13 protein-coding genes are annotated in these 15,481 nt (G+C 40.3%); 6 read left to right on the forward strand and 7 right to left on the reverse strand.

Going from position 1 to position 15,481, the window contains the following annotated elements; all coding sequences use genetic code 11:
• The first annotated feature begins 82 nt into the window (after nucleotides 1-82).
• On the forward strand, nucleotides 83-1,420 hold the full coding sequence (locus RYH73_RS08915) for a hypothetical protein (protein ID WP_335313070.1): 1,338 nt from the start codon (nucleotides 83-85) through the stop codon (nucleotides 1,418-1,420).
• Here the strand turns inward: RYH73_RS08915 and RYH73_RS08920 are convergent.
• Both RYH73_RS08920 and RYH73_RS08925 read right to left on the reverse strand, forming a co-directional pair.
• Entirely contained in the window at nucleotides 1,417-2,652 is a 1,236-nt protein-coding gene (locus RYH73_RS08920) for an MFS transporter (RefSeq protein ID WP_335313071.1), read from the reverse strand. The two genes, RYH73_RS08915 and RYH73_RS08920, sit on opposite strands and share 4 nt — an antisense overlap.
• 299 nt (nucleotides 2,653-2,951) lie before the next feature.
• A complete protein-coding gene (locus tag RYH73_RS08925) occupies nucleotides 2,952-4,445 on the reverse strand; it encodes a gluconokinase (RefSeq protein ID WP_335313072.1) in 1,494 nt (497 codons plus the stop codon).
• A gap of 472 nt (nucleotides 4,446-4,917) precedes the next feature.
• Between RYH73_RS08925 and RYH73_RS08930 the strand changes: the two genes are divergently transcribed.
• Nucleotides 4,918-5,115: a hypothetical protein gene (locus tag RYH73_RS08930; RefSeq protein WP_335313073.1), complete on the forward strand. Its 198-nt coding sequence runs from the start codon at nucleotides 4,918-4,920 to the stop codon at nucleotides 5,113-5,115.
• 28 nt (nucleotides 5,116-5,143) lie between these two features.
• Here the strand turns inward: RYH73_RS08930 and RYH73_RS08935 are convergent, their stop codons facing one another.
• The 4 genes from RYH73_RS08935 to RYH73_RS08950 form a co-directional block, all read right to left on the reverse strand.
• On the reverse strand, nucleotides 5,144-5,365 hold the full coding sequence (locus RYH73_RS08935) for a hypothetical protein (RefSeq protein ID WP_335313074.1): 222 nt from the start codon (nucleotides 5,363-5,365) through the stop codon (nucleotides 5,144-5,146).
• Between the two features lie 8 nt (nucleotides 5,366-5,373).
• Nucleotides 5,374-6,372 (reverse strand): hypothetical protein, encoded by a 999-nt coding sequence (locus RYH73_RS08940; RefSeq protein ID WP_335313075.1) that lies wholly within the window; start codon nucleotides 6,370-6,372, stop codon nucleotides 5,374-5,376.
• A gap of 101 nt (nucleotides 6,373-6,473) precedes the next feature.
• Nucleotides 6,474-7,250, reverse strand: coding sequence for a LytR/AlgR family response regulator transcription factor (locus RYH73_RS08945; protein ID WP_335313076.1), 777 nt, complete (start codon nucleotides 7,248-7,250; stop codon nucleotides 6,474-6,476).
• Nucleotides 7,225-8,283 (reverse strand): sensor histidine kinase, encoded by a 1,059-nt coding sequence (locus RYH73_RS08950; protein WP_335313077.1) that lies wholly within the window; start codon nucleotides 8,281-8,283, stop codon nucleotides 7,225-7,227. Before RYH73_RS08950 ends, RYH73_RS08945 begins: the two co-directional genes overlap by 26 nt.
• A gap of 378 nt (nucleotides 8,284-8,661) precedes the next feature.
• Between RYH73_RS08950 and RYH73_RS08955 the strand changes: the two genes are divergently transcribed.
• On the forward strand, nucleotides 8,662-9,132 hold the full coding sequence (locus RYH73_RS08955) for an LIC11966 family surface protein (protein ID WP_335313078.1): 471 nt from the start codon (nucleotides 8,662-8,664) through the stop codon (nucleotides 9,130-9,132).
• Nucleotides 9,133-9,233: 101 nt separating this feature from the next.
• On the opposite strand, the gene RYH73_RS08960 is transcribed toward RYH73_RS08955, so the two are convergent.
• Nucleotides 9,234-10,598, reverse strand: coding sequence for a sulfatase-like hydrolase/transferase (locus tag RYH73_RS08960; protein WP_335313079.1), 1,365 nt, complete (start codon nucleotides 10,596-10,598; stop codon nucleotides 9,234-9,236).
• A gap of 203 nt (nucleotides 10,599-10,801) precedes the next feature.
• On the opposite strand from RYH73_RS08960, the gene RYH73_RS08965 reads away from it, so the two are divergent.
• The 3 genes from RYH73_RS08965 to RYH73_RS08975 all read left to right on the forward strand — a co-directional run bounded on the left by RYH73_RS08965 (nucleotide 10,802) and on the right by RYH73_RS08975 (nucleotide 15,448).
• Nucleotides 10,802-11,836 (forward strand): LLM class flavin-dependent oxidoreductase, encoded by a 1,035-nt coding sequence (locus tag RYH73_RS08965; RefSeq protein ID WP_335313080.1) that lies wholly within the window; start codon nucleotides 10,802-10,804, stop codon nucleotides 11,834-11,836.
• Nucleotides 11,837-12,152: 316 nt separating this feature from the next.
• Nucleotides 12,153-13,088 (forward strand): endonuclease/exonuclease/phosphatase family protein, encoded by a 936-nt coding sequence (locus tag RYH73_RS08970; RefSeq protein WP_335313081.1) that lies wholly within the window; start codon nucleotides 12,153-12,155, stop codon nucleotides 13,086-13,088.
• A gap of 47 nt (nucleotides 13,089-13,135) precedes the next feature.
• The gene (locus RYH73_RS08975) at nucleotides 13,136-15,448 is read left to right on the forward strand and encodes a GH92 family glycosyl hydrolase (RefSeq protein WP_335313082.1); all 2,313 of its coding nucleotides are present in this window, start codon (nucleotides 13,136-13,138) and stop codon (nucleotides 15,446-15,448) included.
• Nucleotides 15,449-15,481: the final 33 nt, after the last annotated feature.

Below are 15,481 nucleotides of genomic sequence, written 5' to 3' on the forward strand. Positions count from 1 at the left end.
ATATTGCTTGATTTGCAAGCAAAGAAATTTTGGTTTGGAAATTGCATGTTTTCCAAATAGAAAAAAAATAAATAACAACGCATTGAAATTTAGCACTTTATTTAATTTCCGAAAATCGGCCTTCAATAAGTACCGTATATCAACAGTCGTGTTAAGATGTGTAGGCATCTATGGATTGATAAGTATTTTCACAGCAAGTTACGGTCAGGATACGACAGCCATAAAAGCTGCCGAAGATAAATCAAAGGTTGATTCGACTTTTTATCAATACGATATCAGTGATTTAATACGAAATATTATACATCCCAAACGAAAAGCCGATTCGCTTAAGAAAAAGTCCGGCATAACACCTATGCCCAATGTCGCTTATAATCCTAGTATTGGCGCTCAGATCGGTATTAAAGCTGTCGCAGGCAGAGTTTTGGGCAATGATCCGAATACGCTCATGTCAGTTGCGGCTACTTCAGCGTCTATTACAACTAAGGGTATCATTTATTTTTATTTGAGTCATAATGTTTATACACCCGGGAATAAATGGAATTTACAGGGGAGTTTGGTAGCTGCGAGAACCGTATCGCCGGATTTCGGTATTGGTATTGGTCGGGCAGCGGGTGAAACCGATGACGATCAGACACTAACCAATCCCGAGCGCAGAGGATACACGCAACACGCACAATATTATAATTTTAGAGAAAAGATTTATAAACAGATTCAGGAAAATCTTTTTGTAGGTGCCGGGATATCTTTTGATATACGTCGAAAAATTGTGGACAGGCAAATTGAACAGGGCCGTACACCCTACCATATTTATAATGAACGGTATGGCTTTAAACAGGAGGATTATATGGCAAATGGATTTCTTTTCAATTTACAGTATACCACACGTGATAATCAAAACCGCGCTTACAAAGGTATTTATTCCGATATCGGTGTTCGGGTCAACCAAACGTGGATAGGAAGTAGTCAAAGCGCGGTGCAGGTCACCACCGATTTTCGAAAGTATTGGAGCTTATCTTCGCAGAACCCAGAACATGTGCTCGCGTTTTGGAATTGGGGATCTTACCTCCTCAGTGGCGCTTTACCTTACTTAGAGTTACCGGGCACGGGAAAGGATCCGAGCTTTCGCAGCGGACGTGGCTATGTCGTTTCCTACTTTAAGGGCCCCTTGTATTTTTATTCGGAAGTGGAATACCGTTTTCCCATTACACGAAATAAATTTCTCAGTGGAGTTACTTTCTTCCACGTCCAAACTGCCAATGATGATTTAGGCACTAAACTATTTCAACATTGGCAACCTGGCGGGGGTGCCGGTTTGCGTGTGCTCTTTAATAAAGCCACCCGAACCAACTTATGTCTTGATTATGCTTTCGGCCGATACGGTGCGCGCGGATTCTTCCTCGGATTAAATGAAGCTTTCTAAGTAATCGTCATTGCCTTGCTCTTCTCCTCTTCCCTACCTAATGCCATTAAAGACGGGATGGCAAAGGAAATTAAACCGATCAGGACAATAGCACTTCCCAAAATCAAAAATGTACGTCCAATCCCTATGTTATCTGCAATAAATCCTGTACTTAGCAAACCGATAACCGAAGGTAATATGGCGATACTATAGAACATCGAAAATACCCGTCCCATCATGGTCGGATCTATTTTTTGTTGAATCACCGTAGTGAAACTGGCATTGTAAATGGAAGCGGCAACGCCACCGATCCCTGTTAAAAATGTAAACAAAATGAAGCCCGCAGCGGGTAGTGCTCCCGAGATGGCTAACGACAAGCCAAGGACAATATGCATGCAGTTAATCAAGGTAACTTTACTTATACCAGGTTTAAAAACGCCCAGTAACCCACCTCCTACCAACATCCCTATCCCCCATACAACCTCAATTAGACTCATTTCATATTTTCCACCTCCGAAATGCTGCAAGGTCAATAATGGAAAAAGGACAGCCACCGGCATAATGCAAAAAGTAGCCAAGATCGAAAAGAGAAACAGATAGGATAAGCCTTTATTTTTAGTAACGGCTTTGATACCGATCCAAATATCCACTGACACTTGCCTTATACTGACTTTAGTGAGTACTTCTTGAACCGGGTTCGGAATATGAATAAACAGCAGCGATATAATGGCAACAAGAGCGCCGGCAACATCCAGCAAAAGAACATGACTAATATCCAAAAGACCAATGGCAAATGCACCAAGTGCGGGTCCTGCAATATTAGAGATCGACTGGATAATTTGGTTGATCCCCGCAATGCGTAATAGCTGCGATTCAGGGGCCAGTAAGGGAACGGAAGCCTGCATTGCCGGCATATGGAAAGCGGATCCCACAGAGCGAAGCCCCAATAATACATAAATATATAGTAACTCAAAATAACCGGCGTAAAATAGAAGGACCATGCCAATGGTACAAAGACTGATAAATCCATCTGCAAAAATCATGGTCCTTTTTCGATCCCAGCGATCAATGAATACCCCGGCAAAGGGTCCGATAACGGCTTGTGGCAAGAGGCCGGCAATGGCTGCATATGCCAATACTTCCGCAGAGCCCGTCTCCAGACTTAGCCAGATAATGACGGCAAAATTAACTGCTGAACTGCTTAACAGGGAGACAAATTGGCCCGACCAGATAATGATGATTTTTTTTTCCAAGAAATGTTCATAAGAAACGACTAATGCCTTAGTATATACCTAAGTCAAGAATGTGAACGGCGTTAAAAATAAATTGTAGTTTCAGGGCTGTCCTGAAATAAGATAAGAATAGAAAAAGTGCTTTCGCTAAGCCCTATCTCTATACATCACAATACGAGCAGAAAAAATTAGCCTCATCGGTTATAATTTTATTGGCGACAAATTTAGCTAAACTTTTCTTTTTTCGCAAGATCACTTTTTCTTTCACCTACCCTGCTGTACCGAGGATTTTTGATCGCAAATTTTCATTTCGAAACCTGCTAAAATTCATCTTTTAGTTTGCCGTATAAGCGCTCAAAAAGATTAAAATTATTGATATAAACTTCTTGATTCGATGATTGGGGTAGAAAAGAAGAAACGGTCATGTCTTCATCGCTATCAAGAGAAAAATCAGCTATTAAGTTCAATGCCTTCATGCCAACAATGGCTGCTCCCATGGCAGAACTTTCTACCGTTTTTCTAACAAACACCTGCTTATTAAAAATATCTGCAAGCATTTGTACCCAATCGCTTGATCGGGCAAAGCCACCGCTCACGAAAATATGCTGAATAGGCCCCGAGGCCTCTTCCAAGGCTTTTGCCACACTATATAATCCGAAAACAACACCTTCCATCATCGCACGTATAAAATGTGCTTGTTGATGACGCATTTGTATTCCAAAAAATACCCCTTTCGCTTTTGCATCCCAATGGGGTGCACGTTCGCCCGCTAAATAGGGTAAAAAGATCAGTCCATCCGATCCTGCAGCAATCGAAGCAGCTTCTTTGGTCAATAAAGGAATCGTATTTTCCAAAGACTGTCCATTAGCAGCTACGAAACCTTCCTGAAACCATTGCAAGATATTACCACCGTTGTTTACTGCTCCTCCAATCACATACATTTCGGGAGCTATTACATAGCTAAAAATTCGTTCTTTTTCATCCTTTGCCGGTTTGTCCGATGTCACGCGAATAGCACCGCTGGTTCCTATCGTAACCGAAGCAATGCCTTCATGGGTAGCTTGAGCACCTATGTTGGCTAAACAACCGTCACTCCCTCCCACAATAAAGGGTATATCTGCAGGTACGTTCATAAAATCAGCGTCTTGTGTTTTTAATCCACGTACAATATGGGTAACAGGCACCAACGTAGATAATCGTTCAGCTGAAATGTTCACCAAGGATAAGGCCGGGGCATACCATTGTTGTTTGTCTGTCTCCAACAATCCGGTTGCGGACGCAATGGACACATCTACTATATAGTGTCCAAACAATCTAAAAAACACATATTCCTTGATAGAGATAAACTTATACGCGTTATCAAAAATATCGGTTTTATTTTCCCGCATCCATCCAAGTTTGCAAAGTGGTGACATTGGATGAATAGGTGTGCCTGTTTTTAAATAAATATCATGCCCAAGAGAAGTACCCTTTAGCTGGGTCGCAAATTGTTCGCTTCTTGTATCCGCCCAAATAATACAATTCATTAAGGGCTTTCCTTGTGCATCCATTGCCAATAGGCCATGCATCGCACTACTAAAGCTAATACCAAGTAGAACTGCTTTCAGATGACTTTTGGTCATAAACTTACGTACAGCAACAATGCTATTGACTACAGCATCAAATAGGATTTCAGGATCTTGCTCGCTATGTGTCGGAAAAGGCGCAATAATTGGATAGCCTATGCGATGTTCAGCCAACACACGCCCGTATAAATCGAAGGCCAGGGCTTTGGTACTCGTAGTACCAATGTCTACGGCAATAATATAGTTCATATTGAGTAAGATCTCAGCTTTTAAACGTTTGTAAATGCAAAATATAAATATAACAGTTGCTCCCTGATTTAAAAATAACTTCGTTCATTTCTACGCAACAATCACTTTAGTGAAGCCACTTCCTTCACGTCCTATTTTATTTTTAAAAGCAAGTTAATGTGCATTCCGTTAGGTAGAATCACTTACTTTTATCGATATTCCTTCAATTCAAACAAACACTCGCTTACAGACGCTAAAACAGCATTCATTTAATTTATATTTTCCAACTAAACTCCCAATTTAGCACAGAATTAACAAACATACTCTTAATAGTTAAGCAACTTTAAACCAATATATATCAAAAATCAGCAGAATATCAACATAAAAAAAGAAGTGCTTTTATAAAGAGTAAAAGGAACAACCATTTTTCCCATTAAATAAATAAATTTATATCTTTATCACATTCATCTACCGCTTAGATTTTCTGCCATATATGATAAAGTTTCTTAAAATAGTGCATCCAACAGGACTGATTGAGTGGATACACATCGACCAGATTTTTTCATTCTATCCATTAGAGAATCCTACGCCCACTCAGCAAACGATTCTTAACCTAATCAATGGAAATAAGGTAACTATATCACAAACGATAGACGAAATATTAAAGCAATTACAGGCAATTAAAAATTAATAGACAAAAATCTTCTATATATCGTCATCTACCAATCCATCGGTTCGCATAAAAAGCCTTCTTGACGTAAAGTTCTTATAATTTCTGCCGAAATATCGCTTGCTGCACAAACACGCAATACTTTATCGCAATCCTCCAAGTCTACCGTCCAGCTCCTGCTGCTCGGAAAATTATTCAGGATGGAAGCAATATTTATCTCATCTTCGGCAGTATCTATTGATGTTTTAAATATTAAAATATAGTTCTTCATCTGCTTATTTATTTCTTTAAAGCTTTTGGCTTGAAAAGGTAGGGCACTGCCCATGAAATATGGAGATTAAAATAGGGTACGGTCTTATTTTTAGTATCGAAAACATAATCCTTATTTCGGTTATACACTTTCAGCATTCGTCCCTGAACCGTGCTGCGAAAACCTGTTCGCACACCTACTATAAGCTTCCCAAGCATTCTTTCATATCCTACCCCACTGAATAAATCTGCATACCGATACTCGTAATTCCCCGGCAATTGTGTTGATTCAGGCGTAAAAAAGCTGTTTCCGTACAACTCTGTTCCAATGGAAAGCCATCCATTTAAAAAGTCTGATCTTCGCAGCATAATTTTCTGGGGTAAAACAACATCTAATTCCCATAGGGGGTTATCAAAACGATGCCAATAAGTAAACATCGGAATAACGGGTATAGCAATGACAGGGTCCAGTACAAACAGAAGGCCAAGCGAATAACGAGTCTGTACCCCTTTTACAAATATCATAGAAGATGAAGCCATTGCGGATACTTTTTTAACATGTATCAAATTAGGACTCGAAACAATAATATTGGCCGTGTGTATCACAGGACGTTTCCATAAAATACCACGGTAAACACCACTTAATGTCAAGTCAACATCGTTTATTTGTATCGTACTTTTAGTTAAGGGACCAGAAACTTGCGTCTTCGTATAATTTGAAATACTTTCGTGTGTATATAATACATTCGTGGAGATGACTATTTTCTCCTTTTGATAAACAGGCATGGATGCAAATGTCCTAAATCGTGTTGTCTGTGCCTGCCCTTCACCAATTATATTCTTATTTCGATCTCTTTGGGTATATTCCGCATTGTTTATACGTTCGTATTGCATCATAAACGGCCTTATTAAGGGATAGCTCGGTAGTTTATGAGTCACCAGACTATCTTTTGTTTGTGCATGAACGAGTATAGAGAGTGAAGTTGACAGGCCTAACAGCATTCTTCTGATGATAACAAAATTTCTCATTGATCCAAAGATGCCCTAAAGTACTTCGACGTAAAAGTCCAAAAGAACCCAAACGGACAAATTCGACTTGGAAATAAATAAACAGGCAATCGAAGTTACTTTTAGAGCCCTCTTCCCAGCGCCCCGGTCAACCAGGATAAAAACAAAGGAGACTTTTCCTTACTTACCGTAATGGTTTGTTGATGAGAAATCGTCAAATAGATGATAAGCTTTCGCGATAAAGAGTAGGATGCATGCTTGATTGCCTGTCGGTTAAGTAAATATTGCCGATTAACACGGAAAAAATCATCGCCCATCAAACGTTCCAATTCTTCCAATGATTTTCCAATGGTAAACGTTTTACTACCGAAAGTAAAAATAAAGGTACTCTCATGCTCTATATAAAAGAGTGCGATATCCTGAATCGATAAAGGGATGATTTTGTCCTTCTGGTTAACCAGTAAAGATATCGGTTTCTGATTCACCTTCTCTAATAGATTGCGATAAAAATCATGCGGCAGATTCAAATTAGCGGTAAAGCTCCGTTTAAGTGCATAGTACTTTGCTAAAGCTTCTGACACCGCATTTTCGGTAATAGGCTTTAGTAGATAATCGATGCCATTTGTCCTAAATGCATGCAGCATGTATTCATTATATGCCGTGCAAAAAATAATTGGTGTTTCTATATGAACCATATCAAAAATCTCGAAACTTAAGCCATCCCCTAGTTGAATATCTGAAAAAATAAGATCAGGCACAATGCCTTGCTTCAAGTATTCAATGCTCTCTTTAACAGAAACTAACGTCTTAATGACATCGGTTTGCGTATCAACCCGTCTGATTGCCGTTATCAGGTCATCTGCTGCAAGCTCTTCATCTTCTATCAATAAGATATTCATTTTCGAGTATTTTTATTTTTACGGAAAAAGCATTCGGGTAGGGTTCGATTTTGATTTCATCTCCTGAAATCATTCGATAACGCTCGGCTAAATTGGAAAGACCGTTGCCTGTCGACTCAACCACATAGCTTCGCTCAATTCTGTTATTCTTTACCACAATGCTATCATTTTCCTTAAATACATGGATAAGCAATGGAGATTCCTTTGTAAAACCATTATGCTTAATAGCGTTTTCCACCAGGGGTTGCAATGAAAAAAGAGGTAGGACTCCTTTTTCAAGCAATTCTGATGGCAAGTCTATTTGATAACATAAAGCATCCTTAAACCGAATTTTCTGCATTTCTAAATAATCTTCACAAAGCTTAACTTCCTGTTTCAAAGTCGATAAACCCTGTTGATTCGCCGTAACCGAAACACGTAAAAAGTCGGACAATCGAAGTAAATAAATTTCAGCGGTCGCACTATCCTTGCGTATCAGGGCCTTCAATGTACTCAATGCGTTAAAAAGAAAATGCGGGTGAATCTGCTGCCTTAAAAGTTGGTTAGCGGCTTCACTTCTCGCTTTAGCCAATCGCGAATTTTCGAGTTCATGCTGTACCTTGGCATGTTGTGTCATCACGAAGTATAACCAAAGCAATACAACAAAATTCAGCATTGATGCTTGCAGGGCCAAATAAAGGTACAACATCCCACCGCTGATAGGTACTAGCCTGTGATTACTGAAAAGCTCTTCATCTAACAGCCAGACGTGGATCGTTTTAAGAATGTATATAACGATTATGCTCAACAGAAAACTAAGACATTTTATTGATACAGACGATTTAAGCGGGTCGTCCGACTGGAAGTCTAGATGCAGAAATATATTAAGCAGGCAAACAACAAAAACGGCCAGAAATGAAGAAATATATTTATCCAAAACCAACCAACCGGGAACCCCTTCCATAACAGAGGCCAACATAACCAAGGTGGATACCGTCGTCGCAAACAATAGGCTTTGCTTAATAAGATTACGAGCGGACAAGTCTATCTTCATACTAAACAAAGATAATTCTAACCCGAACAACTCCCTCTTTAAAAGCGGCCGAAACGGACAAATTCAGTTGTCATTCCTCTTTTTATGGCAATGAAATTACATACTTCTTTTACTCATTCCGCAAGCTACTTATTGGCGGTAGCTGCATGAACTGATGTATCATTACATTCTCCGATCAAGTATCTTACCAATTAAAGAAGAGCAGCGCTGATTTATCAACGTTCGGTTTATTTACAGATCGATCACCTGCGATTTCGTACCGCCAAGGCCTTATCACTCAAAGTTCGTTTCAAAAACCCCGAAAAATAGCGATTTACGTGTTCAGCTTGCTCGATTATCTTTGCGTAAAATAGTGTTTACTTTAAAAGATTATCATCCATGAAAAAAGTATTTATCAGTTTATCCATGATTTTATGTCTACTAACAGCTTATAATTGCAGTCAACCGAAAGATCCTGCTGCTTATAATAATGAGTTAATGACCGTGATCAACGACAATGAAAAACATATTACCGATATGAACACAGCCATGACAGCGGCCGATTACGGTAAAGCCTCAGAAGTGCGAAAAGCCTGGGAAACAAGTTTGAGCGAACAAATTGCCAAAGTAGAAAAGGCAGGTGATTTTGATGGTGACGATGGGCTACAAAAAGGAATATTAAGTGGGTTAAAAGCATACCAAAAGATTGTGACCGATGATTATCCAAAATTAATTGATATACGCACCAATAAAAAGGAAGACCCGCAAACGGAGCAACAATTGCTGGAAAATATTAACAATGCTTTTGAAACAGCAGCTAATGATGTAAACAAAGCGGCAACCGATTTCGAAAGCAAGCATACAAATTAAAATAGCAGACAACTTCCGACCATCTTCTTGAAGAAAAGAAGTCGTATCCGAATGAAACGAAAGCTTCAAAGCTTTCGTTTCTTCTAAATAATCTTCCCCTCCTATTTGGAAGTCGCATTAAATGCATCAAATAGCATTTTCAGTTCTTTTGTCTTTTCAGGGAATTCGTCAATGACATTGGTTCGTTCACCGGGATCATAAGAAACATTAAAAAGCTCTTTAGCAGCGGGATAAGCTTTCCCGGAATTGTTGTTCACACCAGCCGGTAATTCACGATATTTCCAACTCCCGCTTCTTACTGCTTCTACTTTACCATGATTAACAAGGTAAATGGGGCGATGCTCAAATAGGCCTTCTTCCGTTTCTCCGGTAAGCAGAGACGCGATCGATTGTCCATCCAGCGCTCGTTCTTTTGGTAAAGAAGCGTGGGCCCACTCGGCTATAGTAGGCAGTACATCTACATTACTGATCGCATTCCGCAATATGGTTCCTTCCGAAACACGTCCCTTCCAATAAACAATGAATGGTACACGCACCCCACCTTCATAAGTTTGTGCTTTTGATCCCTTGAACATGCCTGCGGTCCCCGCATGCCAATTTTTAGTAGCCCCGTCTCCACTCATTCTAACCGGATACTCAATCCATGGGCCATTATCACTTGAAAAAATCAAAATTGTATTGTCCGCCAATCCCTGCTCTTCTAAGGTTCTCCACATCAATGCCAATTGTTTATCTAAGTCTTCTACAACCGCTCCTAAAGCACCCCCAAATTGTAATTCTTTCATTCGATCAGCCCTTGCTGCGAAGGCGACAGGTAAGTGTGGCATGTTATGCGCATAGTATAGGAAAAAAGGTTGCCCTTTCTGTTGGTCTTTAATAAAATGGATGACCTCTTCACTGTAAATCCTGCTTAAGTTCGAGTCAGCAGGTCGTTCAATTTCGGGCGTCCTATTTCGAAAAATCTTAATCGTAGTATCTGTTTGAACATAAGGATCGCGATAATCATGGCTATACAACATACCAAAAAATGAATCAAAACCCTGCCCTGTCGGATAATTGAAATCATGTTTATCACCCAAATGCCATTTCCCGACCAAAGCCGTACGGTAACCAACTTCCTTAAGCATCTCTGCAATCGTTATTTCCTCGTCCGGGAGGCCTAAGGAGGAGCCCGGACCAATAGGATCTGGAAGATTATAACGTGACGCGTAACGTCCTGTCAGTAGAGAGGCCCTGGATGGCGTACAAGATGGGCTTGTCACCATAAAATCCGTGGCACGCAGGCCCTTATGTGCCATCGAATCTAAGAAAGGAGTAGATATGCTGGGATTTCCATAACAACTTAAGTCGGAATATCCCATATCATCAGCCAATACCAGAATAATATTCGGTCGCTCTTGTGCTTTCCCGAAACTGAAAATAACGAAGCAGCATAAAGCCGCAAGAATTAGTTTTGTTATCTGCATAGATTGTAAATTTATAGATTCAACAAATAAGAGCCAACCGTTTTTTGAAAGAATCTCTAAAAATCTTATCCTACATCAAGATGGACGAATAAGCAAGCAGTTACCTTTGTGCACAATTAACGGTGAAACGTCATAAAAGGTTAATCTGACGATTTCTCTTTAGAACGATTCACTTTTCAAGGAAATGCCATCAGAAAATCATTATGGAATTAGGATTAAGTATGTTTGGTGATTTAGCATATCATCACGACACAAAAACTTTTCAACCAGCTCAAGAAAGGATCAAAGAAATACTGGAGGAAATAAAATTGGCAGATGAAGTTGGCTTGGATGTTTTCGGAATTGGCGAACATCATCGCCCCGATTTCGCTGTTTCCAGCCCTGAAATTATACTAGCAGCGGCTGCCAGTATCACGAAAAAAATTAAACTTACCAGCTCGGTAACGGTACTCAGTTCAACCGATCCCGTACGTACATATCAAAATTTTTCCAGTATGGATCTCATATCCAACGGTCGAGCCGAAATAACAGTCGGAAGAGGTAGTTTCACCGAATCTTTTCCTTTATTTGGGTATAAATTAAACGATTATAACGGTTTGTTTGCTGAAAAACTAGATTTACTGCTTGCACTTAATAAGAACGAAACAATCACATGGAAGGGTCGGTTCCGCGCACCCCTCGATGCGCAGCAGGTATTACCCAGAGCAACAGGTGAAGGGTTGGATATCTGGGTTGCCGTTGGTGGTACACCGCAATCGGTAATGAGAGCTGGTCGTTTAGGACTGCCATTAATTATTGCAATCATCGGAGGTATGCCTGTTCAGTTTAAACCTTTTTTTGAACTGTATAAACAGGAATATTTACGGGCAGGTCATGATCCTGCGAAGATGCGTATTGCGACCCATTCTCATGGCCTTATTGGCGAAAATGGTCAAGAACTGGCCAATCGTTATTTCCCTTTATATGCGGAACAGATGAATCGTGTCGGAAAGGATCGCGGTTGGGCGCCCTATACGAAGGAGCAATTTGAAGGTGGCCGAAGTAAAGATGGGGCCCTTTTTATCGGCGATGTCAATCAAGTAGTGGATAAAATACTTTATCATCAGGAACTTTTCGGTTTAACCCGCTTTTTATTGCATGCAGATGTGGGTGCACCTCCACATAAAGAATTGATGAAGACCATTGAATTACTAGGCACCAAAGTCGCACCCGCCGTACGAAAAGCTTTGGGTAAATAGCGATTTTTTATTAAGAAGAATATCCGAATCGAATAAAAGCCCCCTCCCTTTTGAACACAGTCCGAGCGGGAGGGGGTATTTTAAGCTGTATTTTCCTTATTTCTTTAAAAATTTCGGTAAACTAAAAACAAAATGTAAAGACAAAAATACATCGCGAACTTTGTTTTCTTTTCAAAAAGCTTAGCTTTGTACAAGCCTTGGAGTAGCATAACCAACAAACCGTTCCCGTTTTATATTTTTTTTAAATTCGGCAACATGTTAAACAAAGGAATATGCTAAATCAATTTAGCTAAAAAGAACTAAAACAATTTAACAGATGATGTATTTACTAAAGACAAAATGCTTGCTATTATTAATCGGGCTCAGCCTTTTCTCCTCGTCCTTATTTGCTCAACGTTTTCATGTAGCCACCTATAACATCCGAAATGACAATAATAAGGAGGATGCCGCACAGGGTGATGGCTGGAAGCAACGTTACCCTATCATTGCGGACCTGATTCGGTTTCACGAATTTGACATCTTCGGTACACAGGAAGGCCTGCATCACCAATTGGAAGATCTGAAAAACAGTTTGGTTAATTATGCTTATACCGGTGTAGGCCGTGATGACGGTAAGGAGGCTGGTGAATATGCTGCTATATTTTATAATAAGGAAAAATTCGATTTATTATCGCATGGAGATTTCTGGCTGGCCGAACAAACAGATCATCCCAACAAAGGTTGGGACGCTGTATTGCCCCGTATTTGCAGCTGGGCCAAATTAAAACTAAAAGAAAATGGAAAAACACTTTATTTCTTTAATGTACACTTTGATCATGTAGGCACAACAGCTCGTAAAGAAAGTGCAAAACTGATCTTACGTAAAGTTAAAGAATTGGCCGGGAACCATACGGCAATTTTAACGGGCGATTTTAATGTCGATCAACATAGCGATAGTTATCAGGTCTTGGAGCAATCACATATTTTACAAGATGCCTTCGAAGCCTCTCCTTTTAAATATGCAACGAACGGAACATTCAACAATTTTAATCCAAACAGTAAAACGGATAGTCGTATCGATCATATTTTCTTAACGACCGATTTTAAAGTTCTCCAGTACGGTATACTTACCGACACCTATCGCTCTACCTTACAAAATCCAGAGGAAGCCTATCAGTCGGGTAATTTCCCAAAAGAGGTACGCCTAAAAGATTACCGTGCACGTGTACCGTCTGACCATTTTCCGGTGATGGTAAGTCTTGAAATGCCTTAATTCATTTTCTCTATTAATTCTTTCCATATATTATCAACTAAGTAAAAATGAAACTAAAAGCACGCGTTAAAACGACTTTTATTCTTACAATACAATTATTAGTAAATACATTGGTTATGGGGCAGGTAAATACCGACCCTGTATCTTATGTAAATACCTTGGTCGGTACGCAATCCAAATTTGAGCTCTCTACCGGAAATACCTACCCTGCTATTGCTATGCCATGGGGCATGAACTTTTGGGTTCCCCAGACAGGTAAAATGGGAGATGGGTGGGTCTATACCTATACCGCCGACAAAATAAGGGGTTTTAAGCAAACGCATCAACCTAGTCCATGGATGAACGACTATGGACAATTTTCACTAATGCCAATAACAGGTAAACCCGTATTTGACGAGGACGAACGTGCTAGCTGGTTTTCCCATAAAGCGGAAATAGCAAAACCTTATTACTATAAGGTTTATTTAGCTGATCACGATGTAACGACAGAGATTACACCTACGGAAAGGGCCGCCATGTTTCAATTTACTTTCCCCGCGACTGAAAAATCCTATGTAGCCATCGATGCTTTCGATAAGGGATCTTATATCAAGGTGATACCGGAAGAAAGGAAGATTATAGGCTATACTACCCGAAACAGCGGTGGTGTTCCGGCCAATTTTAAGAACTATTTTGTTATCGTATTTGATAAGGCGTTTACTTATCAAGCGACGGTTAATCAAAAACAAATCAACGAAAAGCAACTGGAGCAGCAAGCAGACCATAGCGGAGCGATTATTGGCTTCACGACGGCAAAAGGGGAGCAAGTACATGCGCGTGTTGCTTCCTCTTTTATTAGCTTTGAACAAGCAGAGATCAATTTAAATGAGTTAGGGGATAACAGTTTTGAACAGTTGGTTTCCAAAGGACGACAAACATGGAATGATACCTTGGGCAAAATTGAAGTTAGCGATCAAAATATCGATCATCTTCGTACTTTTTATTCTTGTCTTTATCGTTCCGTTCTCTTTCCCCGAAGTTTCTACGAAATCAACGCGCAAGGCAAACCGATCCATTATAGCCCGTATAATGGAGAAACACGACCGGGTTATATGTTTACGGATACAGGGTTTTGGGATACGTTTCGTTCCTTGTTTCCTTTCCTCAACCTTTTATACCCTTCAATGAATGTAAAGATGCAGGAAGGGTTGGTGAACGCTTATAAGGAAAGTGGTTTCTTACCGGAGTGGGCAAGCCCCGGACATCGTGATATCATGGTGGGCAATAACTCTGCCTCCGTTGTAACAGACGCCTATGTCAAGGGATTAAGAGGCTACGACATCGAAACCTTATGGGAGGCTCTTAAGCATGGTGCCAACAACGTACATCCTACAGTCTCAGCATCGGGGCGCAAGGGCTACCAAGCGTATAACCAATACGGATATATACCAAATGACCTGGACATTAATCAAAATGTTGCCCGTACACTGGAGTATGCCTACGACGATTGGACGATCTATACCTTAGGACGCAAACTCAACAAGCCTCAAACGGAAATTGAAATTTATGCAAAAAGGGCTATGAATTATAAAAATGTATTCGATGCTCGCTATAAATTGATGCGTGGACGAAAAGCAGATGGAAGTTTTTCAGCAACATTTGACGGTACCGATTGGAGTCGCGATTTTACCGAAGGTAATAGCTGGCACTATAGCTGGTCGGTATTCCACGATCCACAAGGTCTGATCGATTTAATGGGCGGCAATCAAGCCTTTATAGGCATGTTAGATTCGGTGTTCATAATCCCCGGTGCAGAAGGTATGAAAAGTCGTTCAATGATTCATGAAATGCGTGAAATGCAAGTAATGAATATGGGACAGTACGCCCACGGTAACCAGCCGATTCAGCACATGATTTATTTATACAATTATGCCGCGGAGCCTTGGAAAACACAATACTGGGCGCGGGAAGTGATGGAAAAGCTTTATGCCTCCGGACCTGATGGTTATTGTGGTGACGAAGACAATGGTCAAACCTCCGCATGGTATGTCTTTTCTGCGCTCGGCTTCTATCCGGTATGTCCCGGAACAGATCAATATGTGATCGGATCACCACTTTTTAAATCTGTCAGACTCCATTTAGAGAATGGGAAACAAATTTCAATTGTGGCTCCGAGCAATAGCTCCGATAGTCGTTATATAAGCCGTGTAAGACTTAATGGTAAGGCTCATGAGAAGAATTACTTTTTACATGAAGACTTGACCGCAGGTGGCCAAATTGTCTATGAGATGGACAAAACACCCAATAAAAAAAGAGGTACCGCACCAAATGACGCTCCTTATTCTTTTAGTAAAGAAGTGAATAAGACCGCGAAGAAATAAATCCCTGAAGGAAGCCTATTCACCTTAGGCTTC

The organism is Olivibacter sp. CPCC 100613 (assembly GCF_036959255.1).
Taxonomy (GTDB): Bacteria; Bacteroidota; Bacteroidia; order Sphingobacteriales; family Sphingobacteriaceae; genus Olivibacter.